27 protein-coding genes and 1 pseudogene are annotated in these 23,339 nt (G+C 68.3%); 15 read left to right on the top strand and 13 right to left on the bottom strand.

The features are described from left to right. The first annotated feature begins 22 nt into the window (after positions 1–22). The 5 genes from ACGF7Y_RS07955 to ACGF7Y_RS07935 all read left to right on the top strand — a co-directional run bounded on the left by ACGF7Y_RS07955 (position 23) and on the right by ACGF7Y_RS07935 (position 2,648). Positions 23–190: a hypothetical protein gene (locus ACGF7Y_RS07955; RefSeq protein ID WP_393230572.1), complete on the top strand. Its 168-nt coding sequence runs from the start codon at positions 23–25 to the stop codon at positions 188–190. A 248-nt stretch (positions 191–438) separates the two neighbouring features. Further along, a complete protein-coding gene (locus tag ACGF7Y_RS07950) occupies positions 439–1,197 on the top strand; it encodes an SDR family oxidoreductase (protein WP_393230570.1) in 759 nt (252 codons plus the stop codon). An 87-nt stretch (positions 1,198–1,284) separates the two neighbouring features. Beyond that, complete coding sequence (locus ACGF7Y_RS07945; protein ID WP_393230568.1) at positions 1,285–1,839, top strand: class I SAM-dependent methyltransferase; 555 nt, start codon at positions 1,285–1,287, stop codon at positions 1,837–1,839. 9 nt (positions 1,840–1,848) lie between these two features. Next, positions 1,849–2,274: a MerR family transcriptional regulator gene (locus ACGF7Y_RS07940; protein ID WP_393230566.1), complete on the top strand. Its 426-nt coding sequence runs from the start codon at positions 1,849–1,851 to the stop codon at positions 2,272–2,274. Between the two features lie 173 nt (positions 2,275–2,447). Then, a complete protein-coding gene (locus ACGF7Y_RS07935; RefSeq protein ID WP_040866820.1) occupies positions 2,448–2,648 on the top strand; it encodes a hypothetical protein in 201 nt (66 codons plus the stop codon). 48 nt (positions 2,649–2,696) lie between these two features. Here ACGF7Y_RS07935 and ACGF7Y_RS07930 read toward each other — a convergent pair whose 3' ends face one another. Continuing rightward, entirely contained in the window at positions 2,697–2,975 is a 279-nt protein-coding gene (locus ACGF7Y_RS07930) for a hypothetical protein (RefSeq protein WP_393231028.1), read from the bottom strand. 180 nt (positions 2,976–3,155) lie between these two features. On the opposite strand from ACGF7Y_RS07930, the gene ACGF7Y_RS07925 reads away from it, so the two are divergent. Then, on the top strand, positions 3,156–3,440 hold the full coding sequence (locus ACGF7Y_RS07925; RefSeq protein ID WP_393230563.1) for an ANTAR domain-containing protein: 285 nt from the start codon (positions 3,156–3,158) through the stop codon (positions 3,438–3,440). Between the two features lie 111 nt (positions 3,441–3,551). Here ACGF7Y_RS07925 and ACGF7Y_RS07920 read toward each other — a convergent pair. Further along, positions 3,552–3,793, bottom strand: a pseudogene (locus ACGF7Y_RS07920) (trans-aconitate 2-methyltransferase); the annotation flags it as partial. A 92-nt stretch (positions 3,794–3,885) separates the two neighbouring features. Between ACGF7Y_RS07920 and ACGF7Y_RS07915 the strand changes: the two are divergent. Further along, complete coding sequence (locus ACGF7Y_RS07915; protein ID WP_040866818.1) at positions 3,886–4,077, top strand: hypothetical protein; 192 nt, start codon at positions 3,886–3,888, stop codon at positions 4,075–4,077. Positions 4,078–4,150: 73 nt separating this feature from the next. Further along, on the top strand, positions 4,151–4,597 hold the full coding sequence (locus ACGF7Y_RS07910; RefSeq protein WP_393230561.1) for a nuclear transport factor 2 family protein: 447 nt from the start codon (positions 4,151–4,153) through the stop codon (positions 4,595–4,597). Positions 4,598–4,627: 30 nt separating this feature from the next. On the opposite strand, the gene ACGF7Y_RS07905 is transcribed toward ACGF7Y_RS07910, so the two are convergent. Beyond that, complete coding sequence (locus ACGF7Y_RS07905) at positions 4,628–5,935, bottom strand: glycosyltransferase 87 family protein (protein ID WP_393230558.1); 1,308 nt, start codon at positions 5,933–5,935, stop codon at positions 4,628–4,630. Between the two features lie 167 nt (positions 5,936–6,102). Here ACGF7Y_RS07905 and ACGF7Y_RS07900 point away from each other — a divergent pair, with 167 nt between their 5' ends. Both ACGF7Y_RS07900 and ACGF7Y_RS07895 read left to right on the top strand, forming a co-directional pair. Further along, a complete protein-coding gene (locus ACGF7Y_RS07900; protein ID WP_393230556.1) occupies positions 6,103–6,732 on the top strand; it encodes a UdgX family uracil-DNA binding protein in 630 nt (209 codons plus the stop codon). Between the two features lie 30 nt (positions 6,733–6,762). After that, positions 6,763–7,155 carry an ankyrin repeat domain-containing protein gene (locus ACGF7Y_RS07895; protein WP_393230554.1) on the top strand — a complete coding sequence of 131 codons (393 nt, stop codon included), beginning with the start codon at positions 6,763–6,765 and terminating at the stop codon, positions 7,153–7,155. A gap of 5 nt (positions 7,156–7,160) precedes the next feature. Here ACGF7Y_RS07895 and ACGF7Y_RS07890 read toward each other — a convergent pair whose 3' ends face one another. Further along, positions 7,161–8,534 (bottom strand): FAD-dependent oxidoreductase, encoded by a 1,374-nt coding sequence (locus tag ACGF7Y_RS07890; protein ID WP_393230552.1) that lies wholly within the window; start codon positions 8,532–8,534, stop codon positions 7,161–7,163. 152 nt (positions 8,535–8,686) lie between these two features. Here ACGF7Y_RS07890 and ACGF7Y_RS07885 point away from each other — a divergent pair, with 152 nt between their 5' ends. Next, positions 8,687–10,249 (top strand): amino acid permease, encoded by a 1,563-nt coding sequence (locus tag ACGF7Y_RS07885; protein WP_393230550.1) that lies wholly within the window; start codon positions 8,687–8,689, stop codon positions 10,247–10,249. Positions 10,250–10,326: 77 nt separating this feature from the next. After that, positions 10,327–11,034, top strand: a complete 708-nt coding sequence (locus ACGF7Y_RS07880; RefSeq protein ID WP_051175207.1) for a hypothetical protein — start codon at positions 10,327–10,329, stop codon at positions 11,032–11,034. A 16-nt stretch (positions 11,035–11,050) separates the two neighbouring features. Here the strand turns inward: ACGF7Y_RS07880 and ACGF7Y_RS07875 are convergent, their stop codons facing one another. Then, positions 11,051–11,542, bottom strand: coding sequence for a carboxymuconolactone decarboxylase family protein (locus tag ACGF7Y_RS07875; protein ID WP_393230548.1), 492 nt, complete (start codon positions 11,540–11,542; stop codon positions 11,051–11,053). Then, a complete protein-coding gene (locus ACGF7Y_RS07870) occupies positions 11,539–12,621 on the bottom strand; it encodes a dihydrodipicolinate reductase (RefSeq protein WP_393230546.1) in 1,083 nt (360 codons plus the stop codon). Before ACGF7Y_RS07870 ends, ACGF7Y_RS07875 begins: the two co-directional genes overlap by 4 nt. Before the next feature lie 362 nt (positions 12,622–12,983). Between ACGF7Y_RS07870 and ACGF7Y_RS07865 the strand changes: the two genes are divergently transcribed. From ACGF7Y_RS07865 to ACGF7Y_RS07855, 3 genes are all read left to right on the top strand, one after another. After that, a complete protein-coding gene (locus ACGF7Y_RS07865) occupies positions 12,984–14,939 on the top strand; it encodes a hypothetical protein (RefSeq protein WP_393230544.1) in 1,956 nt (651 codons plus the stop codon). A gap of 304 nt (positions 14,940–15,243) precedes the next feature. Then, on the top strand, positions 15,244–16,056 hold the full coding sequence (gene erm, locus ACGF7Y_RS07860) for a 23S ribosomal RNA methyltransferase Erm (protein ID WP_393230543.1): 813 nt from the start codon (positions 15,244–15,246) through the stop codon (positions 16,054–16,056). A gap of 63 nt (positions 16,057–16,119) precedes the next feature. Continuing rightward, positions 16,120–17,283 carry a lactate 2-monooxygenase gene (locus tag ACGF7Y_RS07855; protein WP_393230541.1) on the top strand — a complete coding sequence of 388 codons (1,164 nt, stop codon included), beginning with the start codon at positions 16,120–16,122 and terminating at the stop codon, positions 17,281–17,283. A gap of 98 nt (positions 17,284–17,381) precedes the next feature. Here ACGF7Y_RS07855 and thpD read toward each other — a convergent pair whose 3' ends face one another. The 7 genes from thpD to ACGF7Y_RS07820 form a co-directional block, all read right to left on the bottom strand. Beyond that, positions 17,382–18,287 (bottom strand): ectoine hydroxylase, encoded by a 906-nt coding sequence (thpD, locus tag ACGF7Y_RS07850; protein ID WP_393230539.1) that lies wholly within the window; start codon positions 18,285–18,287, stop codon positions 17,382–17,384. An 8-nt stretch (positions 18,288–18,295) separates the two neighbouring features. Further along, positions 18,296–18,694, bottom strand: a complete 399-nt coding sequence (locus ACGF7Y_RS07845; protein WP_393230537.1) for an ectoine synthase — start codon at positions 18,692–18,694, stop codon at positions 18,296–18,298. Next, positions 18,691–19,968: a diaminobutyrate--2-oxoglutarate transaminase gene (ectB, locus tag ACGF7Y_RS07840; RefSeq protein WP_357030831.1), complete on the bottom strand. Its 1,278-nt coding sequence runs from the start codon at positions 19,966–19,968 to the stop codon at positions 18,691–18,693. The genes ACGF7Y_RS07845 and ectB overlap by 4 nt, the downstream gene beginning before the upstream one ends. Next, the gene (gene ectA / locus ACGF7Y_RS07835) at positions 19,965–20,423 is read right to left on the bottom strand and encodes a diaminobutyrate acetyltransferase (RefSeq protein WP_245548964.1); all 459 of its coding nucleotides are present in this window, start codon (positions 20,421–20,423) and stop codon (positions 19,965–19,967) included. The genes ectB and ectA overlap by 4 nt, the downstream gene beginning before the upstream one ends. A 227-nt stretch (positions 20,424–20,650) precedes the next feature. After that, a complete protein-coding gene (locus ACGF7Y_RS07830) occupies positions 20,651–21,760 on the bottom strand; it encodes an ATP-binding protein (protein ID WP_393230535.1) in 1,110 nt (369 codons plus the stop codon). Beyond that, entirely contained in the window at positions 21,747–22,457 is a 711-nt protein-coding gene (locus tag ACGF7Y_RS07825; RefSeq protein ID WP_040866806.1) for a response regulator transcription factor, read from the bottom strand. Before ACGF7Y_RS07825 ends, ACGF7Y_RS07830 begins: the two co-directional genes overlap by 14 nt. 447 nt (positions 22,458–22,904) lie before the next feature. Further along, the gene (locus ACGF7Y_RS07820; protein WP_393230532.1) at positions 22,905–23,252 is read right to left on the bottom strand and encodes a hypothetical protein; all 348 of its coding nucleotides are present in this window, start codon (positions 23,250–23,252) and stop codon (positions 22,905–22,907) included. Positions 23,253–23,339 lie beyond the last annotated feature (87 nt).

The raw sequence follows: 23,339 nt of genomic DNA, 5'->3' as shown, positions 1-23,339 counted from the left end.
CACTCGAGCCAAAGGATGCGTAATGTCCACCAGAATCACGAAAGTTCTCGCCGCGACCGCAATGGCCGTTTCCGTGGGTGTCCTCGCGGCTCCCGCCGCTTCCGCAGAAACGCCATCGGATCTGGCGACGCCGGCTTGGGGCTCCGTCGTACTCTGCTTCCCGCTCGGCAGCGTCGTCTTCTGTATCTGACAGCACCTGGTGTGCGGCCGCGCCGAGTCGAGGCGGGTCGCACTCCCCTGCCGGAAGCCTCTTCCCATCTCGACAGCCGGCGATGTCCCGCCGGCTCCAGCACGAATCGAAGTAAGGAGGCACAGCACAGTAGTCGCCGCCGCACGTGGATCGACCGTCGCGGCGGCACTGTGACGCACGCCCCTTGTGTCACACCCCGCCTCGCCGCTTCGTCCACTCGATGAACCAATGAGACGAAGGAGTAGGCGATGCGGATAGCGGTCGTCGGTGCAAGTGGGCGGATCGGCCGGGACGTGATCGACGTCTTGGCGAACCAGGGTCATGAGGTCGTGCGGATCAGCCGAGCGACCGGCGTGGACGTCTACACCGCAGACGGTTTGGCGGGGGCGCTGACCGGGGTGGATGTCGTGATCGACGCGGTGAACGCCACGACCACCGAGACCCATGCGGTGACCGATTTCTTCCGCACCATCGCGCGCAACGTGCAACATGCGGCGGCCGCCGCCGGGGTGCGCCGGATCGCGGTGGTCTCCATCATCGGCATCGATTCCTTCACCGCCGGGCACTACGCCGGAAAGCTGGCCCAGGAGAACGCCTACCGCGAAGGTCCGGTGCCCGTGCGCATCCTCCGCGCGGCCCAGTTCCACGAATTCACCGAGATGATGCTCGACTGGACCACTCGCGGCGACACCGCTTACATCCCGAAGTACCGGGCTCAGCTCGTCGCCGCCCGAACTGTCGCCGAGCATCTGGCGCAACTGGCCGTCGCGGAGACTGCGCCCGAGCGCGTCGAGATCGCCGGGCCGGAGGAGTTCGACCTTGCCGAAGCCGTAGCCGAGGTGGCCGCCCGGCGGGGCGAACCGGCTCGGGTGGAAGAGATCGTCGACACGGGCGACCCGGATCACGAATTGCTGGCCGGTGGTGCGCTCTTGGCCGGGCCGGGCGCGATCCTCGCCGGCCCTACGTTCGAGCAGTGGCTCGGGCACAAGTACCCGGCACAGCCGTGACCTGCGCGCACAGACCGCAGGCTCGCTTTCCCTTGACTTCAGGTCGACCTCAACTCGCAAGCTGAACGCACTGCGAGAGAGGAAAACATGACAACGTTCGGAGAGAAGCAGAGCCGAGACTACGACCAGCGGGCTTCTCGCCTGCTCGGCGGTCTGTACCGGCGGATCGCCGCCGACATCGACGCCGCGGCGCGACCGGGCGCGGGGATACTCGACGTCGGGACCGGGCCGGGAAAACTGCTGGCGCAGCTCCATTCTCGACGACCGGACCTGCGGCTGCACGGCGTGGACCTGTCACCGCACATGATCGATCTCGCCGATGCGGCGCTCTCCGGTGGCGCGGCGGAGCTCTCGGTGGGTGACGTCGCCGCGCTGCCGTACCCCGACGACAGCTTCGACGTGGTCGTCTCGAGCCTCAGCATGCACGAGTGGCCGGAGGTCGACCGCGCGAGCACCGAACTGGCACGCGTGCTGCGCCCCGGCGGCACCGCGGCGATCTACGATTTCCGGTTCGTGCGCTCGGTGGCCGCGCAGAGCGCGTTGCGGCGGACGTTCGAGGCCGCGACGGTACGGCGAGAGCCGGTACGTCCGCGGTGGCATCCGATCGGGCTGTACATGCGGCTCACCGCCCGCGCCGCCTAGAGTGCGGGTATGGCGGGCGGTGACATGTCCATCGGTGAACTCGCGGCGCGCTTCGGTCTGGCACCCCACGTGCTGCGGCACTGGGAGGAGGTGGGATTGCTCGCGCCGCGGCGGGACGGCGCGGGCCGGCGTCGATATCACGACGACGACGCGGAGACCGTGGCGATGATCCTGCTCGGCAAGCAAGTGGGTTTGTCGCTGGAGGAACTCGCCGCGCTGTTCGCCGGGGCGTCCGACCGGGCCGCTCGCCGCGAGCTGTTGCGTGCGCACCGCGCTCGGCTCGTCCGTCGCATCGCCGCGGCCACCGCGGCGCTGGAGACCGTCTCGCACGCTCTCGATTGCACTTCCGAGGACTTTCGCGAATGCCCGCACTTCCAGGCCGAGGTCGCCGGCGCGCTCGCGCTGGTCACGAACCGGTCAAGGCCGCGAGGGTAAATCGTTATGGCGCACCGAATTCCGCTTTGACGACGGAGTTTGCGGCCGCGGGGTCGGCGCGCTGCGCTTCCGTGGCGACCGGAGGGTTCTGCGTCCGCTTTCTCGGATTAGGATCGATTCCTGCGAACAGTCACACAGCAGCCAGTGACACTTCGACTCGATAGAGGTGCCCCGTGAGCAGGACAATTCGAATTCCCGCGGCGGAACTCGCCGATCATGTCGGCGAATCCGTCGTCGGGTACGGCACCCTCACCCAGGCGGGAGTGGTCCAGCCGGGCGGCGACCTCGTGGTCGCGGTTTTCGGCGTGGAGACCAATCGGCGCGAGAAGTCTTTCACGCCAGGTCAATTGGTGGAACTGGAGGTCACCGAATAACCGCGGCCACGGACGGATCACCGCTCCCGCCGCACCGGGCAGGCCGGCTCACCCGATCAGCGCGTTCATGATCGTTCCCGCACTGGTGGCGATGACGCCGCCGAGCATGCCGCCTGCGACCATTTTCGCCGACGCGAGCGGACCGCCGTTCCACTTTTCCCAGGCGAATCTACCGCCTGCGTAGGCGATTCCGGTGACACCCGAAAGAATCACGAACCAGGTGAAATACCGGAACAGCTGGAGAATTTTTTCCGAGTTCGGCGGAGCTTCGGGGACCGGGTCCTCCACCTGAGCCAGGAGAAATGCTTCGACTGCCGTATGGATCATCATTGATCTGTCTCCATCGCGTTTCCGCAGGACGAGTTATACGCAATCGATATGACGTTCGAAGTATCGCGATCCGCGCGGCCCACGTCAACCCTCCCGCAGGGCCGAGGACATCCCCGGTTCGTCGTTCCTCCCGTCGCGAGGCTGTGTCAGACCACCGCGGGCGGGTAGTGCGTCACTGTGAGCGACGACGGCGACGGCCCAGCAGCCGGGGATCTCGATCCGGTAGCCGCCCGGGCGGTGATCGAACAAGCCAAGGGCGCGGTGATGCTGGTCTATGGCCTCGATGCCGACGAGGCGTTCACCATTCTGCGCGTTCGATCCCAGGAAACCAACACCAAGCTGCGGGTTCTCGCCGCCAACGTTGCCGCGGAGCTCCCGTCGATCGGCGTTCCCGCCGTGTCCGGCGCACTACGCGACCGCGTCGACCGGTTGCTGTCCACAGCGCACGAGCAAGCCCGGTGACGCCCGGCGCACCGAGAGAGCATGGACAGCCGGGCCGGCGCGGCGCGCAGCTCGAACGCCGGACGCGGACACCTGATTGTCCGGTCTCGTCCGCGGCCTCCGACGCGTCGGCTACCGCTTCCGGGCGACGACGAAGACCCGCCGGAACGGCAGCCAGGTCGTGCCGTCGGCGCGCCGGGGGCAGGCGCTGCGCAGCAGCGGAGCGAGTTGCGCGGTGCAACCCGCCACCGCGGGTCGTCGAGCGCGCCGCGCACGGGCCGCAGCGCCGTGCCGGAGACCCACTCGAGCACCGGATCGTCACCGGTCAGCCGCGGCAAGTAGGTCGTCTTCCGGGCGTCGACAGCCGCACCCGCGCTCGAGACGCCTGACCTGCGAACACGCCCGCGCCGGAAAACCGACTGTCTATCACGGTTTCGTAACAGCGCGCTCGGGGTATTACATAGCTATGACGGATCACCGACCAACCCGGATCGCCGGTGTGGAACCGGGAACCGGCGCGCTCGCTTTAGCCACGTGCCTTGCCTTTTCCATCGGCATCGCGACGATCACCCAATCCGCGTTCACCACGCTGGTGGCCTGCGTGAGCATTGTGGCGGGGCTCACGCTGGTACTGAACATCCTGCCGCACCGGGCGTAACCACACGGCCCCTTGCCTCGCACGCCGAATCCTGGTGGCATCTACCGGGTATCGACGTCAATCGGAGGCAGGCATGCTGTCGTTGCAGGAGATTTCGGATCGACTCGAGATCGAAGACCTGATGGTGCGGTATTCGCACGCGGTCGACACGCGGCAGTGGGACCTGCTGGACGAGGTGTTCACCCCCGACGCGCACATCGACTACTCGGCCATGGGCGGCTCGGTGGGTGATCTGGCGGCAACGAAGGAATTCCTCGCCTCCGTCCTCCCGAACTTCCCGGCCTTCCAACATCTGATCAGCAACTCGTCCATCACGGTCGACGGTGACACGGCCACCGGGCGGACGATGTGCCTCAACCCGATGCTGGTCTCCGGCGGTGACGGGCCGCCGACGATGATGCTGTGCGGACTGTGGTACCTGGACACGTTCGTCCGCGCGGACGGACAGTGGCGTATCAAGAAGCGCGTCGAGGAGAAGAGCTTCCTCTTCGTCGCGCCGTCCGCGCCAGGCATGGGCTGACGCGGCGAGAGGTACCCGCCGCTCGCGGACTCAGCGTGCGGTCAGCGCCGAGCGCGCGGCATCGGACGCGTGAACCGGTTCGTCCGGCAACGGGTTCGCTACCCGAGCGACACTGCGCCTGCTGCTGATCAGGAACAGCACGACGAGCACCACGCTGAACCAGACGTAGGTGTTGCCGATGAAGTGCTGCCAGGGCGTCCACGCGGTCTCCCGGTGCTCGCCGTCGGGCAGCCAGTTCTGCGGGCCGATGACGAACACCGCGGCGGTGACCACGAACGTCACCCACCAACCGATGGCCCGCCGGACGGGCAGGCGGGTCGCGTACCCGACGACCGCGAACAACGCGGGCGCGATCCACACCCAGTGGTGCGACCAAGAGATCGGCGAGACCAGCAGCGTGAAGACGGCGTTGAGGGCCAGTGCGAGCGCGGGCAGGTCGGCGGCCCGGCGCATCGCGGTGACGACCAGCGCGAGCACCGAGGCACCGAGCACCAACCAGATCGCGGTGAAGGCGGGCTCCGGCACTTCGAATCGAGCGAACACCGCTTGAATCGACTGATTGGTGTGGAATGCCGAGCCGCTCAGCCCGGACACGTTGCCGAGACCGCCGAACCAGTACTCGACGGATTCCTTCGGCAGGATCGCGAAGCCCAGCGCCGTCGCGGCCGCACCGGTGACCGCGGCGGTCGCGGCGGCACGGTAGTCCCGGCGGACCAGGAAGTAGAGCACGAACGCCGCGGGGGTCAGCTTGATCGCGGCGGCGATGCCGATCAGCATGCCCCGGGGCCAGCGCGGCTTGTGGGTGAGGCAATCTGCCGCGACCAAGGCCATCAGCAGCAGATTGACCTGACCGAAGTCCAGCGTGGAGTGGATCGGCTCCAACAGCAGTCCCAACGGAGCGGCACACGCGGTGGCCCAGACCGCGAGTCCGCGCTGCGACTCGTGCGGCCATACCCGCCGCGCCACCAGATAGAGCGTGAGAGCGAGCGCGGCCACCGAGGAGACGAAGAAGCTCGGTGCGGCCACGTCCCAGGGCAGCATCGCGAACGGGCCGAGCGCGAGCGCGGCGAACGGCGGGTAGATGAACGGCAGGCCCGCCCCGATGGTGGTCTGCGGCAGTTGCCCGTACATGTCGGCGCCGTGCCGCATGGCGTCGACACCGAGCCGATACACCTGCAGATCGATGAACCCGCCGGTGATCGTGTGGAGCGGCCAGACCGGTGTCAGCAGACAGAACGCGGAGAACGCGATCGAGAGGACCGGCGCCAGCCGAAGCACACGCCCGAGTCGACGGTTCTGGGACATCGGCGTTGCGGCGGTGGCGGTGACACTACTCATCCGCGGCGACTATACCGACCCATGCCCGGCCGTTCAGCACATGGGAGGGAGATTCGCGACCGGCGCGTGAGGGCCGCGGAAACGGGTAAGCCGCCAGCGGCATCGGTCGGCGGAGGAGGTCGGCAAGTGGCGGTCGCAGCCCCGCGAAGGGCAGGAGGAGAACAGCGATGAAGGCGCCCGGCGCCGCGATGTTCGTCCCCGAGGACGCGGACCTGGCGCGGCTGCGCGAGGCGGCGTGCGACTGCCGTGGCTGCGATCTCTACCGCCACGCCACGCAGACGGTCTTCGGTGCGGGGCCCCCGGACGCGGATGTCGTGCTGATCGGTGAGCGACCCGGCGATCAGGAGGACGTGGCGGGGCAGCCGTTCGTCGGCCCGGCGGGACGGCTGCTCGACCGGGCGCTGGCCGACGTCGGCATCGATCGCGACGCGGTCTACGTGACCAACGCGGTGAAACACTTCAAGTTCGTCGAGCGCGGCAAACGACGAATTCACAAACAACCCGGCCGCACCGAGGTGGTCGCCTGTTCGGCGTGGCTCGACGCCGAACTCGGACTGCTGCGGCCGCGGTTGGTGGTGTGTCTCGGGGCGATCGCCGCGCAGGCGCTGCTGGGCCCTTCGTTCAAGGTCAGCGAACGCCGCGGCGAAGTCGTCGAGACGGCGGAGTTCCGCGCGATCGCCACAGTGCACCCGTCGTCGGTGCTGCGCGCGCCCGACCGCGCCGCGGCCTACGATGCGTTCGTCGCCGATCTGCGCATAGTGCGGGAACAACTGGGAAAGCCTGCGGCAACGCGCTGACCGGGCGCGGCCCGGGAGAGGAGTGAGCGGATGAGCGCCGAGGAGATCGATCCGGAACTGCTCGAACTGGCCGGCAAGGTGTTCGACTTCGCTCGCCGAGGTGACTCCGCGCGGCTGGCCGCCTATGTGGACGCGGGCGTGCCGGTCGACCTCACCAACGACGCGGGCGACACGCTGCTCATGCTCGCCGCCTACCACGGACACACCGAGGCCGTGGCGGCGCTGCTGGAGCGGTCGGCCGATCCGAACCGCGCGAACGACAAAGGTCAAACCCCGCTGGCGGGGGCGGTTTTCAAGGGCGAGACCGAGATCGTCCGGCACCTCACGGCGGCCGGAGCCGACCCCGACGCGGGCACTCCGTCGGCCCGCGACGCCGCGGTCATGTTCGGCAAGAACGAACTGCTCGAACTCTTCGGCGCCTGAGCGCGCTACCGGCGCTCGCGCACGGCGGTGACGGCTTTGCGCGCGGCCACCAGAACCGGGTCCCACACCGGGGAGAACGGCGGCGCGTAGCCGAGGTCGAGCATCGTCATCTGCTCGACGGTCATCCGGGCGGTCAGCGCGACCGCCGCGACGTCGACGCGTTTGCCCGCGCCCTCGCGACCCACGATCTGCGCGCCGAGCAGGCGGCCGGTGAAACGCTCGGCGAGCATCTTCACCGTCATCGGCGCCGCGTCCGGGTAATAGCCCGCCCGGTTGGTGGCCTCCACCGTGACGGTCACGTATTGCAGACCGGCCGCCTGGGCGTCCTTCTCGCGCAGGCCCGTTCGGGCCACCTCGAGTTCGCAGACCTTGCTGACCGCGGTGCCCACGACGCCGGGAAAGATCGCGTATCCCCCGCCGATGTTCGCGCCGATGATCTGACCGTGTTTGTTGGCGTGGGTGCCGAGCGGAATGTGGCGTTCCCGGCCCGAGACCAGATCCAGCACCTCGACGCAGTCACCGCCGGCCCAGATGTTCTCGTGCCCGCGCACCCGCATGGCGAGATCGGTCCGCAGCCCGCCGTGCTGCCCCAGTGGAAGTCCGGCGGCGCGGGCCAGTTCGGTCTCCGGGTGCACGCCGATGCCCAGCACCACGACGTCCGCCGGATATTCCGCGGCATCGGTGACGACCGCGGCGACCCGGCCGTCCTCGGCGGTCCGCAGCCCGGCCACTTCCGCGTCGCCGACGACCTTGATGCCCATCCCGCACATCGCCTCGCGCACCAGCGCGCCCATGTCGGGATCGAGCGTGGACATCGGTTCGGGACCGCGGTTGACCATGGTGACGTCGTAACCACGCCGGATGAGCGCCTCCGCCATCTCCACGCCGATGTAGCCCGCGCCCACCACGACGGCGCGGTTACCGCGGGCTTGCTCCAGCGTCCCGAGCAGCGCCTGCCCGTCGTCGAGGGTCTGCACTCCGTGCACACCCTGCGCGTCGATACCGGGCAGCGGTGGCCGGACCGGGCGCGCACCGGTGGCGATCACCAGGTGGTCGTAGGGCATCCACGCCGCGGCGCCGGTCTCCCGGTCGCGGTAACGCACCCGGCCCGCGTCGACGTCGATCTCGGTCACCTCGGTGTACAGCCGCAGGTCGATCTCGCGGGAGCGGTGTTCCTCGGGTGTGCGGGCGATCAGGGCGTCGCGCTCGGCGACGTGTCCGCCGACCCAGTACGGAATCCCGCAGGCCGAGTACGAGGTGAACCCGCCGCGTTCGAAGACGACGATCTCCAGCGCGCTCGCGTCCTTCATCCGGCGTGCCTGCGAGGCCGCCGACATGCCCGTCGCGTCACCGCCGATGACCACCAGTCGCTCGCTCATGGCCCTCACGCTACGTTCGGCGGCCCCCGGGCGGGCGCCGGGGCCGCCGTTTCGCGAATTCGCTGGTTGCCCTGCGGTCGACCGGTCGGTACCGCACACTGATCTTCTGGCAAACGCGGTATGAGGGCAGCGTTTTCACCCGGGAGCACGATATGACCGACACCCGACCCCCTTCCGACGACGAACGTCGGCTCGCCGAACTGGGCTACAAACAAGAACTCGCCAGATCCTGGTCGGGTTTCTCCAATTTCGCCATCAGCTTCACCATCGTGTCCATCCTGACCGGCGGGTTGGCCAGCTACGGCATCGGTTTGGCGAACGGCGGCCCGATCACCATGTCCTGGGGATGGCCGCTGGTCTCGATCATGGTGCTGTTCGTGGGGCTCGCCATGGCGGAATTGGCCTCCGCCTACCCCACCTCGGGCGGGCTGTACTGGTGGGCCGCCGAACTGGGCGGACCGGTGTGGGGGTGGTTCACCGGGTGGTTCAACCTGATCGGACAGATCGCGGTCACCGCGGCGATCGATTACGGCGCGGCCATCTTCACCACCGTCGTGCTGAACGTCGTCGGGATCGAGATCGGCACCGACCGCACCGCGATCTTCCTGGTGTTCGCCGTCATTCTGGTCTTGCACGCGGCCTTGAACGCGCTCGGGCCGCATCTGTCGGCGGTGATCAACAATGTGTCCGCGTGGTGGCACGTCGGTGGCGTCGCGATTTTCGTAGTCGTCCTCGGATTCGGGGCGCAACACCACCAGAGCGCCGGATGGGTCTTCACCGAGACCGTCGACAACAGCGCGATCGGCTTCGGCGGGGTCGCGTTCAGCTTCCTGCTCGGCCTGCTGCACGCGCAGTACACGTTCACCGGCTACGACGCTTCGGCACATATGTCGGAGGAAACGCACGACGCCTCCCGGATGGCCGCCAAAGGGATCATCAACACGATCGTCGTATCGGCGGTCGCCGGATATCTGCTCATCATGGCGGTGACGTTCGCCGTTCCCGATCTGGGCGACGCGCTGGACCCGGAGAAGAACAGCGGTTATCCCGTCATCTATATCCTGGAGAACTCGCTGAGCGGGTTCTGGTCGGGGCTGCTGCTGATCATCGCGGCGGTCGCGCAATTGTTCTGCGGATATGCCTCGGTGACCTCCGCCTCCCGGATGCTGTTCGCGTTCGCCCGCGACGGCGCGGTGCCCGGGTCGAAGTTCTGGTCGAGGCTTTCCCCGCGGAAGGTGCCGGTGCACGCCGTGCTGTTCATCTCGTTCTTCGCGTTCGTGCTGCTGATTCCCTCGATGCTGGTGCCCCCGGCGAACGCACCGACCGCGTATGCCGCGGCCACCTCGATCGCGACCATCGGGCTCTATATCGCCTACGGCATCCCGATCCTGCTGCGGCAGCGCCACGGGGCTCGATTTCGCACCGGTCCATGGCAACTGGGCTCGTGGTACCGCCCGGTCGGATCGGTCGCGCTGATCTGGATCGCGCTGATCAGCGTGCTGTTCCTCCTGCCCACCGACGCGCGCGGGTATCCGTGGCACAGTGAATTCACCTGGAGCACCGTGAATTACGCCCCGATCACCCTGGTGGGCGTGGTGGGCGCGATCGGCATCTGGTGGCTGGCGTCGGCCCGGGCCTGGTTCACCGGGCCGAAGCGGACGGTGGACGAGCCTCCGGCCGCTCGACCGGAGGAGGAGACACCGGCCAACGCCTGAGGCGGAACCCGGCAGGGCGCGGCTTCCCGGTTCTGGCATGTCGAGTTTGTCGGTCTCGGTCGCTAGGGTGTGTCGGCATGGAAAGGACCGACCTGGTGCGTTTCTCGCCCGCCGGGAGAATTGTGTTCCCGGGAAATCCGTGGCCGGAAGGGCACGCGATCGAAGAGTTCGCGTGGACCGGCCGCATGGACCAGGCCGGCAGCCTGTGGTTCGATCTGCATCTGCGCTCCGCGGCGTACAACGCCGAACGCGACGCCACTGACGACGAGGACAACGGCGAGAGCTGGATGTCGCCGATCACCTGGCAGAACTATCACAGCTGCACGCTGTCGTCCACGTACTGGGGCGAAGACGACGCCACCGGGCTGCGTGCCGCGGCCCCCGGCCGTCCTTTCCTGCTGAGATCCGAACAGCCGCAACGTCTCACGGTCGATCCACTGCCCCTCGCGCACGCCGACGACGTCGAATGCCTGGCGTTCAACATCTATCTGCTCGGGCACGACTCGGTCGCCGATCAGGAGGTGTTCTTCACCCGGCGTCCCGACGGCAGGCACGACATCGACTGGCAGGGCCGCATCGCGCTGACCTACGCGGGTCACGTCGAATTCCGGTACCGATTCCGAGCCCGGATATCCGGCGCGACCCTCGAATACATCCGTTTCCCGGCGGAGATCTCGGCGGATCGAGCGCTCCGTCAACTCGGCGCCGTGCTGGATGCTCCCGAGGAGTTCGAATTGGGTTTGGTCGACGGGCAGCCCGCGTGGGTATCGAGAATCCCGGCTTAGCTTCTCCGGCGTCGATTCATCGGCCGGCGGAATGATCGGGCAGCACGCAGACCGAATCGAGGCCGAGCACACGATTCAGCCGGCCGAAAGCGAGCCATGAGCCGATGCTCATGCTCAGTTCCACCACTTCCACCTGGGTGTAGTAGGCGAACATCCGGTTCCAGAACTCTTCGTCGAGATTGTGGTGGTCGGTGGCGTAGCGTTCGGCGTATTCGGCGGCGAGCCTGGTGCGTTCGTCGAAGGCGTCGGTGGTGCGCCACTGCGTGACCGCGTCGGCGAATTCCGGCTCGACTTTGGCGCCGTCCCGTTCGGTGCGCCAGTCCATGCAGAACAGACATCCGTTGATCTGGGCGATGCGCAGCCGCGCGGCCTCGAATTCGCGCAGGCCGAGCGTGCTGTGCGAGTACACCGACAGCGAGAAATTCGAGGCGGCGACGCCGATGCCGGGAACCATTTCGCCCCAGACGTAGCCGATCGGATCCTTCCCCTCGGGGACGTCGATGATCATGGTTGCTTCCTTCCGAGTTTGCCGGCCGCGGGCCGCAGCGGGATGTCCAGTGCGTCGTAGAGTCCGGGCCGCGCGGCGATCAGCCAGTCGATGGCGCCGACCAGGCGGCCGACGGCCGTGGCGTTCCCGCCCGCGGAGCGGTTGCCGTCTTCGTCGGTGGCCTCGACGGTCACCTCGATGCGCGGGTGACCCTCGATGATCACCCGGTGCGCACCCGCCCCGCCGTCGGCCGGGGTGGGCCAATCGGGCGCACAGGAGGGATGGATTCGGGTGACGTGCTCGATGATCAGACGCGGCTGCCCTTCGACGATGCCCTGGACTTCGAATCGCACGGCGCCCTGCGTGCCCGCCGCGAACTCGCCCATGGATGTCGTGGTGACGGTCGCGTCCAGGGCACGCCGGTCCAGCGTCTCGCGGATCTCGTCGAGTTCGGCGCCGAGCGCCCGTGCCATGAGCCGGATCTGCCCGCCCCACACCATGGTCGGCACCGACGGCGCGAGCATCGGCGGCTGATAGTCCATCGGCTGACCCATGCCGACCAGGTAGCGCACCGAGTCCGGCTGGTCGTAGGTGGAATAGTCGAAGATCTCCTGACAGCGGATCGTCTCCACGGTGCTACCGAGCCCGCTGATCAGCAGGGGCAGTACATCGTTGGCCCAACCGGGGTCGATACCGGAGACGAACAGCGAGCCGCCGCCCTCGGCGATCGCGGCCAGCACCGGGTCGCGGATCTCCGGCGGTGCGTTGCGGGGATCGTAGAGGGCGTAGAGGGCCGGGGTGACGACCACCGCGCCCGCGCGGAGTGCGCGCAGGATATCGGTGAGCGCGTCGTCGGGACGGATATCGCCGGAGGCCGCGTAGACCACCGCGTCCGGGTGCGCGTCGAGAACGCCGCCGACGTCGTCGGTGGCCGGAACGCCGAGGTCATGGCCGAGGCCGCCGAGTTCGCCCGCGTCCCGGCCTATCTTCGCCGGATCGTGCACGAGCACCCCGGTCAAACGCAGCGCCGGGTGGGCATCGACGGCCCGGATGGCCGCCCGGCCGACATTGCCGGTCCCCCAGACCACCGTGGAGATCATCAATCGAGCGTAGCAAGCGCTTGGTCGACTGTTCGGCGTTCCGTGGAAGCGCTTCCGGCGAGACGATGCCCGCATGGCGCACCCCGCCCCGCCGGTTCCGGGGACGACGGTTGCTGCGGACCGATCGCCCGGGAAGGCGGGGCGCCGATGTGATCGAGCGCTTCGCCGACGCGTGACGCATAGTGTTGGCGCGTTGCGCACCATTGGGAAATGAGACGAACCCCCCGGTAGCGTGGAGCCTCGGGGCATTACCTACGGCCAAGGGATTGCAACGCAGTCGTGGTTCGCGGCGAGTACGGTATACCCCGCCGCCCGGCGCGGGGGCGGCGGTCGGGATCGGGTGGAAAGGCAGGCGCGCGACAGTGAACGAGCGGTATTCGTCGTGGGCTGCCCGGAATACGCCCGAAGAGCTGCCGCTGGCCGCGCGCTACCAGAGCGCGGACCCGATTCGCTGGCACGGCAGCATGGTCTACCCGATGTACACCGAGCAGGTCGGTCCCGCACCCACCACCGTCACCTTGACGATGATCTCGGCGGCGCCACCCGCCGGACTGCGCGGGCTCGGAATGGGGCTTTCGGTCGTCGACGGCTACCTGGACCTGCACGGACGTTCACTCGCCGGCGTCGACGCGTGGAGCGACGCGCTGGCCGCGGGTGTGAGCTTCGACGTCACGCCCGCCGCGCCGGTGACCCTGGTGACCCTGACACCGGTCTGGGTGGACGAATTCGGCACACAGAAGTCCTGGGCGGGCAACTACGGCATCGTTGTCGAGCACCAGCCCAACGGTCGCGTCGTTTTGTGGTGCAGCATCGGCGAGGGGCCGCCGAACTTCGCGAACCTGGTGGTGGAAGTTTCTACCGCTCCCACACCCGTCGCGCCGGAGCCGTCGGGGACCGCCACACCGGCGACGGCTTCGATCGGCATGAGCCCGCCCGCCTCGCTTCCCGCTTCTTCGGCGGGCCCGCCCACCGCGCCGACCATGCCGGTTCCGCGGATCGACGCCACTGCGGCCGCGTTCGAACCCGCGGCTGCCGAGTGGCTTGTCGCCGATCCGGCCGCGACCGTGGCCTCCGGCTCCAGCAGCCCGGACAACCCGCATCCGGCGCCGAGCCCGCTCGCCGGACAATCCGTGACGGACAGCGCCCACAGTGGTCCCGATCCACGCGCCGCCGACAGCCGGTCCGAAGCGCATGGCGTCCCGCAGAATCCGCAAACGCAGGCCGAAGTACCCGTGCAAGGTCTTTACATCCGTCCCCGCACCGAGAGATCCACGGCGGACTCGTACAGCGCCTTCGGCCCCCCGGTCGCGCATACGCATCCGCCCGAAGACCCGGCACGCCCGGTAACCGGCAATACGCCACCCGCCCCGGAATTCCCGCCCACCCCTCGCCCCGCGGCCGACGGGACGCGCACCGAATCCAGCCCGCTGGTCGCGAACCCCTGGAGCGCACCAGACCCCTTTCACGCATTCGCCCGCAACGGCAGCCACACCCGGTCCCCGGCGGAGATTTCGCCTCCCGCTTCGGTGCCTGCGCCGAGAGATCCGCATCCCACCGAAGCCTCTCCCGGCTCTGCCACCATTCGACCGGCGACGGAAGGGCCACACAGCGATTCCAGCTCGCCGGTCGCGGACCCTGGGACCGCAGCGGCCCCATTTCGCGCATTCGAGCCAGTCGGCACGCACCCGAAACCCGCGGCGGACACTGCGCTCGCCGGTTCCGGCGCTGCGAAGCCGGATCCCGCACCGGGCGTAGCGAAATCTTCCGGCGAACCGGTGTCGCGGACGACGCCGCCCGCAACCAATACACCGGCCCCGGAGATCGGCCCGCCGGTGACGAGCACCCCTCCCGCGGCGAGTACGCCGACCGCCGCGCCCGGCATCCTTCCCGACGCCGCGTCGGCTTCGGACGGACTGCCGAGGCTCGCCGAGCACTCTGCGCCGGTCGATGCGCCGCGGCGGTCGAGCGAGCCAAGGCGGTCCGGCGATCCCGGATATCGTGGTGCGCTCTACGACCTGGGTGTAGCGATGTACCGCCGGGGCGAGGAAGACCAGGCGTGCGGATTGTGGGCGCAGGCCTCGGAGGCCGGGCACGCCGGCGCCGCATACGAACTCGGCATGGTGCGACTACGGCGCGGCGATCCGGTCGGAGCCGAATCCTGGTGGCGCACCGCCGCCGATCGCCGCGAGCCGCGCGCCATCGCCGAACTCGCCGATCTGCTCGACCAGCTCGGCAAACACGCGGAGGCCAAGTCCTGGCGGAGATTCGCCGCCGAGCTGCAAGACCCGGACGTGGTGGGTCAGCCGACATCCCGCTGAATCCCACCCGGCCCACCTCGCGACCTCGCGGGAAAAGAAGTGGCACCTGGAAGCGCGGTGTCGTACGTTGCGGGACATGTGTGGCAGTCCTGGCGTGAACGGAGCGTACGCGGTCGGCGCGTATCACATCCGGCTGCGTACGGAGGCCCGGGCTCTGCCGGCGCACCGTATCGCTCCGATCTCCTGATCCGTTCGAGCGGAATCCGCATCGGCGGCCGATAGCGGCCGCCGGGTTCTTCGTGCCCCGGCATGGGTCCGGGCGAATCGACCTTCCCGATTCGACCACTCCGTTCGGAGGACACCCATGTCCCACCATCGCTCCCTTTCGCGTGCCCGCGGCAGCGCGGCCGTCCCCTCCAACACACGAAAACTGCTGTCGCAGAATTTCCTCATCGATGTCGGCGCCGCCCGGCTGATCGTGCGCGCCTCCGGCATCACCGCCGAGGATCTCGTCCTCGAAGTCGGACCCGGCGACGGCATGCTGACCAGGCAATTGCTGAAGGCGTGCGGCCGGGTGCAGGCATACGAGAAGGATCCACGCTACGCGGCACTGCTGCGCCGCCGCTACGCCGACGATCCGCGAATTCGGTTGTATCACCGAGATTTCCGCACGGTGTGCCCGCCGCGCCAGCCGTTCGCGGTGGTGGCCAACGTGCCGTTCGGCAGCACGACCGACATCGTGCGCTGGTGTCTGGCCGCGCGAGGCCTCACCTCCGCCACCCTGCTCACCCAGCTCGAATTCGCCCGCAAGCACTCCGGTGACTACGGGCATTGGACCAAGCTCACCGTCGGCCACTGGCCGACGACGGCGATCGAGCTGGGCGCGCGCGTCGGCAGGCACAGCTTCCATCCGGCTCCGCGGGTAGATGCCGCCATCCTGCGGTTGCGCACCCGACCGGCTCCGCTGCTGCCGCGCGAGCGGATCGGTGAGTACCGCAGACTGGTCGAGCTGGGTTTCTCGGGGGTCGGCGGCAGTGTGGCGGCGTCGCTGCGGCGGGAGTTCCCCGCTCGCGCGGTGCGCGGCGCCTGCCGGGCAGCCGGGATCTCGCTCGAACAGCCGGTCGGGCTGGTCTCCCCCGATCACTGGCTGATCCTGTACAAGGTGCTGCGGGCGTGAACCAAGGGTCGCTACAGGAACGTATCGGATACATTCATGCATCGAGACGAGGACAGGAGCGGCGTGACCAACTTCGGCGACTATCAGAACGAGATCTATTTCCAAGGCCTCGGAGGTGTGCTGCCCGATTTCCCGATGACGTACGCCGAGCTGGAAGCGAAGGCCCAGGCGGCGCTACGTCCGGGCGTCTGGTCGTATGTGGCGGGTGGGGCCGGCGATGAACGCACCCAGCGTGCCAACGTGGCGGCTTTCGAGAAACTGGGCCTGGTCCCCCGCATGCTGCGCGCGAGCAAGACGCGAGACCTCTCGATCGAACTGTTCGGGATGACGCTGCCGACGCCGGTCTTCCTGGCCCCGGTCGGGGTGATCGGATTGTGCGCCCAGGACGGGCACGGTGACATCGCCACCGCGAAGGCAGCGGCGCGCACCGGCGTCCCGATGGTCGCCTCCACCCTCACCGTGGATCCGCTGGAACAGGTGGCGGCGGAGTTCGGTGACACCCCCGGAATGTTCCAGCTCTATACCCCCACCAACCGGGACCTCGCGCAGAGCCTGGTCCAGCGGGCCGAGGCCGCGGGTTTCAAGGCCATCGTGGTCACCTTGGACACCTGGGTGCCAGGTTGGCGCCCGCGCGATCTGGCGATATCCAACTTCCCCCAGTTGCGGGGACACTGCCTGGCCAACTACTTCAGCGATCCGGTGTTCCGCGGCTTGCTGTCCAGTCCACCCGAGCAGGACCCGAAGACCGCCATCCTGACCTGGATCTCGCTCTTCGGCAACGCGTTGACGTGGGATGACCTGGCATGGCTCCGGTCGCTGACGACGCTGCCGCTCGTGCTGAAGGGCATCTGTCATCCCGACGACGCGCGGCGAGCCAAGGACGCGGGCGTCGACGGCATCTACTGCTCGAACCACGGCGGCAGGCAAGCCAACGGCGGTATCCCGGCGATCGAGCATCTGCCCGAGGTGGCGGCGGCGGCCGACGGTCTGCCCGTGCTTTTCGATTCCGGCGTCCGCACCGGCGCCGACATCGTCAAAGCGCTGGCGCTCGGTGCGACGGCCGTCGGGATCGGCCGTCCCTACCCGTACGGACTCGCCATCGGCGGCGTCGACGGCCTCGTGCACGTGGTGTGTTCACTGCTCGCCGAGGCGGACCTGCTGATGGCGGTCGACGGGTACCCGACGATCGCGGACCTGGGTCCGGAAGCGATCCGGCGTCTTGCCTGACCCGTGGGTGCGCGAGGTCGGCGGCTGCCGTGCGAAACGCCCCGCGCGTGCGGCTCGCCCAGCGGTTGGGCGGGCCGCACGCGCGGGGCTGCTCCGGCTCAGGCCGACAGCGGCGTGAAGTCGCGGCTGCCGATGTAGCCCGGCCGCGGGGCGGGCGCGGCGAACGGTTCGACCAGCGTGTTGTGCACGCTGTTGAACACCACGAAGATGTTCGATCGCGGGAACGGCGTGATGTTGTTCGACGACCCGTGCATGAGATTGGAGTCGAACAGCAGTGCCGATCCCGCCCGGCCGGTGAACTGGCTGATTCCGTAGCGGTTCGCCAGCGCGGTGATGTCGTCGGTCGTCGGCACGCCGATCTCCTGCTCCTGCAACGACTCCCGATAGTGCTCGGCCGGGGTGCTGCCCAGGCACGGCACGAAGGTGTGGTGCGAGCCCGGCATCACCATGAGGCTGCCGTTGATCGGGTAGTTGTCGGTCAGCGCGATCGACAGACTCACCGCACGCGGCGCAGGCATACCGTCCTCGGCGTGCCAGGTCTCGAAATCGGAATGCCAGTAGAACCCGGTGCCACGGAAGCCCGGCATGTAGTTCACCCGGCTCTGGTGCACGTACACCGGCGACCCCAGCACCTGCTCGGCGAGCCGGAGCACCCGCGGCTGACGCACCAGTTCGGCGATCGCCTCGCTCAGCTCGTGCACCTCGAAGACCGAGCGCACCCGGTTCGAGGACTTCTCCACGATGACCCGGTCGTCGTCACGCAGGGCCGGGTCGTTCGCGAGCCTGCTGATCTCGCCGCTGAAGTCGGCCACTTCGTCGGGCGTGAGCAGCTGGTCCATGATGGCGAACCCGTCGGCGTCGAACGAGGCGAGTTCCGGGCTCTCGATCTCTCCCCACACCGCGGGGTCGGCGCGCTCCAGGTGCGGAGCGGGCGTGCCGAGACGGGTCGGGTAGCGATCGTAGCGAGCCGTCTCGGGCCGGGTTTCGGTGTGCTGCAGAACCATTGGTGTTCTCAACCTCCGATGTTCGCGGCGACCAGCGGGTAGACGCCGTTGCTGTCGTGAACCTCCTGCCCGGTGACCGGCGGATTGAACACGCACATCATCCGCATCGTGGTGCGCACTTCCAAGCGGTGCCGCTCGTGTCCGTCGAGCAGGTACATCGAGCCGGGTCCGAGCTCGTAGGTGACGCCGTTGTCCAGATCGGTCAGCGTGCCCTCGCCCTCGACGAGCCACACGGCTTCCACGTGATGCACATAGTGGAACTCGTGCACCGTCCCCGCGTCAATGGTGGTCTCGTGGAAGGAGAAGCCGACGCCGTCGCCGCCGAGGACGATGCGCTTGCTGCGCCAGCCCTCGCCCGCCACGTCACGCTCGGTGCCGGTGATCTCGGCGGTGCTGCGCACGATCATGCCATCGCCCCCATTCCGCCGCACACCGACTCGACGGCGCCGGTGAGGATCTGCAAACCCTGGTCGAGTTCCTGGTCGGTGACCGTCAGCGGCGGCAGCAGCTTCACCACCTCGTCGGTGGAACCGGAGGTCTCCACCAGCAGCCCGCGCTCGAAGGCGATCTGGCACACCTTGCCCGCCTGCGAGGGATCGTCGAACACCACGCCTTGCACCAATCCGCGGCCACGGGTCGAGACACCGGGGAAGTATCCGGCGAGTTCACCGAGGGTGCGCGCGATCTTCTCGCCCTTGACCTCGGTCGCCTTCTGGAGGGCGTCGTCGGACCAGTAGTGGCGCAGGGCGGTCGTCGCGGTGACGAACGCGGGGTTGTTGCCGCGGAACGTTCCGTTGTGCTCACCGGGCGACCACTCGTCGAGTTCCGGCTTGAACAGCACCAGCGCCATCGGCAGGCCGTAGCCGCCGATCGACTTCGACAGCGTGACGATATCGGGCGTGATGCCCGCGATCTCGAAGGAGAAGAACGGTCCGGTGCGGCCACAGCCCATCTGCACGTCGTCGACGATCAGCAGGATCTCCCGCTCCCCGCACAGGCCTGCGAGGTGCCGCAGCCACTCCGCGCGGGCGACGTTGACGCCACCTTCGCCCTGCACTGTCTCCACGATCACCGCGGCCGGGCGGTCGAAGCCGGACGACGTGTCGTCGAGCACCTTCTCCATCCACTGGAAGTCGGCGGTCGTGCCGTCGAAGTAGCCGTCGTAGGGCATGTGCGCGGCGTGCACCAACGGCACACCGGCGCCGGCGCGCTTGGCGGCGTTTCCGGTCACCGACAGCGCGCCGAGGGTCATGCCGTGGAATGCGTTGGTGAAGCTGACGATGGTCTCGCGACCGGTCACCTTGCGCGCGAGCTTGAGCGCGGCCTCGACCGCGTTGGCACCGGTGGGGCCGGGGAACTGGACCTTGTAGTCGAGGCCGCGCGGGGTGAACAGGGTGTCGCGCAACGTCTCCAGTAGCTCACGCTTGGCCGCGGTCGACATGTCCAGGCCATGGGTGATCCCGTCGCTCGCGATGTAGTCCAGCAGCGAGCGCTTGAGCACGTCGTTGTTGTGGCCGTAGTTCAGTGCGCCTGCGCCCGCGAAGAAGTCCAGGTACTCCTTGCCTTCCTCGTCGCGCAGCCAGCTGCCCTTCGCCGTGGTGAACACGGTGGGCCAAGCACGGCAATAACCGCGCACGTTCGACTCCAGGCTTTCGAAAACGGTGGTGTCGGCGTTGATCATCGGTGATCCTCCTCGGTGGTGCGGGCGGTCGGGGCGATGTGATACAGGTCTTCGGGTGCATGGCTGTCGGGGAAGACGCCTGCGTCGAACAGGGGGCGCTTGGTCAGATCCGCGCCCCGGGCGGCCGCCACCGACGTGAACAGGGCGATGGAACCTGCGTTGTCTGGTGAGATGGTCGTCTCGAGCACCGAGACGCCTTGCGCAGCAACACTGTTGAGCAATGTGTGGAGTAGCTCGGCGCCGATCCCGCGTCCGCGCTGCGAGCGGTCCACCGCGATCTGCCAGACGAAGACGGTGTCCGGCGCCTGCGGACGGACGAAGCCGATCACGTAGCCGACGACGCGGCCGTCCAGTTCGGCGACCACCGAGGTTCCGGCGAAATCGCGGCACCACATCAGGTACGCGTAGCTCGAATTGAGGTCCAGCACCGCGGAATCCTTCGCGATGCGCCACATCGGAGCGCCGTCGCCCAGGCGGGGCGTGCGCAGGACCACGGCGGGTCCGGTGTCCTTCCGAGACGGGGTGGCCCCGAGAGCGGCAGCGGCGTTGCCGACGCGTGATCGTTCGATCTCCGCTGGGGACAGGGTTGGCACTGACATACAACTCCCTCGTCGATCAGCCGTACTTATCCAGGCTTACGAAGCGACTTTGAGGTGAACCAGTCGACTTCTTTACGGTCGTATTACGGTTGGATGTCGCCGAGCCGGGGCAACCGCACGACGAATCGCGCGCCCCCGCCAGGGCGATCGGTGCACTGCACCCGGCCGCCGTGCGTGGCGACCGTCTCGGCGACCAGCGCCAGGCCGATGCCCGTCCCGTCGGGCGAGCGGCGGCCGCTGCGGGCGGTCGCGAAGCGCTCGAATATCCGGTTGCGATCCACCGGCGGTACTCCGGGGCCCGCGTCGTCGACGGTGAGCACGGCTTCGGTGCCGTCGCGGTCGACGGTGACCGCGACCACACCGCCGCCGTGCCGGTCGGCGTTGTGCAGCAGGTTGGCCACTGCCCGCTCCAGCTCCACCTTGCGGCCGCGCACGGTGACGTCTTGGCGCACCGTGAGCAGCTCGCCCGGGTAGCGGCGATCTGCCAGGGTGTGGACCAGCAGGTCGCGCACCGACAGAGGCTCGGCGTCGCCGTGGTGCATCCTCGCTTCCACCCGGGCCAGGGCGAGCAAATCGTCCAGCAGCTTGCGCAGATGCTCGACTTCGGCGGTGACCAGGCCGAGCGCCCGCTGCGAACGTTCCGGCAGATCGCCGCGATGCCGGTTGAGCACGTCGACGCCGGCCATCAAGGTGGTCAGCGGCGTACGCAGCTCGTGGCTGACATCACCGAAGAGCCGGTGCTCCCGCTCGATGCGCCGTTGCAGTGAGTCCACCATGGTGTTGAACGCCTCGACGGTGATCGCCAGGTCCTGGTCATCGGTGGCGGGCAACCGCTGGTCGAGGTCGCCGGAGGCGATCCGCGCGGCGGTGCCCGCGAGCTGGTGCAGCGGGGTCAGCACTCGCCTGCTCGCCCACCAGCCGACCGCCGCGCCGATCAGGGTCACCACCACGGCGCAGCCGATCAGCACATTGCGCAGCAGATCGAGATCGGCGTTGAGGTCTCCCGGCGATCCGCTGCCCGCGTGCGGTCGCTGCGCTTCCAGATAGCCGCGGCTGATCACGAACACCGAGACGACCAGTACCAGCGACATCAGCGCGGCGATCGTGGCGAAGACGGCGGTCACCCGGGCGCGCAGGCTCCAAGCGTTCGGATTCCAGCGGTCGGCGTCGAGACAGCGCTCAGCGCCGCACATCGAGGCGGTAGCCGAGCCCGCGCACCGTCACCACGATGCGTGGATCGGACGGATCCCGCTCGATCTTCGTGCGCAACCGGCGCATGTGCACGTCGACGATGCGCTCGTCACCGAAGAATCCGCGGTCCCACACGCGCTCGAGCAGCACCGTGCGGCTGAGCACCCGGCCCGGTGATTCGGCCAGCTCACACAGCAGACGGAACTCGGTGAGCGTGAGCCGGATCTCCTCGTCGCCGCGGCGCACCACACCGCTGTCCTGAGCGAGGACGAGCGGAGCCGTGTCGTCGGCCTCGAGCACCATCTCCTGGGGGGTCTCCCGTTCGGCGGAAAGCCGGGACCGGCGGCGCACCGCGCGCATGCGGGCGGTGATCTCCTTGATCTCGAACGGCTTGGTGACGAAATCGTCGGCGCCCGCCTCCAGCGCGGCCACCACATCGTGGGTGTCGTCGCGAGCACTGACCACGATGATCGGGACGTCATGGTCGCGGCGGATCTCGCGGATACATTCGAAGCCGTCCATGCCGCCGAGCATCAGATCGACGATCATCACATCGGGAACACCATTGCTGCGCAGATGAGTGAGCGCGTCCTCGGCTTCCTCCGCCTCGTCGACGTCGTACCCTTCATCTTCCATAGCGAGCCGCAACGCACCACGGACCCGGTCGTCGTCTTCCACGATCATCAGGTTTGCGCTCAAGACCCTATCCCTTGCAGACATGCGGAAGCGCGTCACGATGCGGACAACCGCATCCCCATACCGACGCGACCTTCCGCTTTTCGAGCAACCTTTGCTCGGCTTCGAGTACCCCGGTGCCCAGCCGGTAAACCTCCGGCAGACCGACGCGGGGCCTCCTCGTCCTTCCGTCGACGCTATACGCCCGCCCGGCTCGCCGGGCGGCGGGGCGCTGGCGCTGCTCGGCTCTCGCGCGCCGCGCCCAGGGCGCGAAAGACGACTCTGCCTCCGAAAAGCCCTTGATACCAAGTAGTTTCGATCGAACTATCGAACAAGCCGTAACCTGCGCGGCGGGCGCGACCGAACGTGAAGCTCACCAGGGCAGCATGCCGTGTGTCACATACTTCGGATGCCTCGATCGCGGAGGGCCGTCGGTGATCGGTCTCACGGCAGAGGTCAGCGGCCCACCGGCTATCGCGGCGGCTCCAACCGGTTGAAGTTGCTCGGCGGACGGTCGACACCGGGCTCTTGATACCAGAAGCGCAATTCACGGGCATCGAAGGTGGCGAACCACTCGTCCCAGTTCACCCGGCGCAGCACCGCTCCGCCGTACCCGGGGAAGTCGAAACGCAGCACCCCGAGCCGTCCGTCGTACTCGCTGCCCGGCACAGTCGCAGGCCGTGCGCCGCGCTGCTCGGCCCAGCGGCGGATGACGTCGTGGTTCCTCGTGACGGAAATACCGCGAGCATGGGGCGACGGCCCTGGCCCACCCGGTCCGAACCGCGGATTCCGGGTGCCTGGGCGGCGCTGGTCGGTCATGACGAGCTCCTCGAGCCATCGGCATCTGTTGTCCGGTTCCTGTCTTGATACCCGTCCGCGATCTTCCGCAAACTGGTCGGCCGAACC

It is taken from the genome of Nocardia sp. NPDC047654 (genome assembly GCF_043205035.1).
In the GTDB taxonomy this organism is placed as follows: domain Bacteria; phylum Actinomycetota; class Actinomycetes; order Mycobacteriales; family Mycobacteriaceae; genus Nocardia.
Note: the sequence above shows the minus strand (reverse complement) of the source record. Positions and strands in the feature narration are given on the sequence as shown.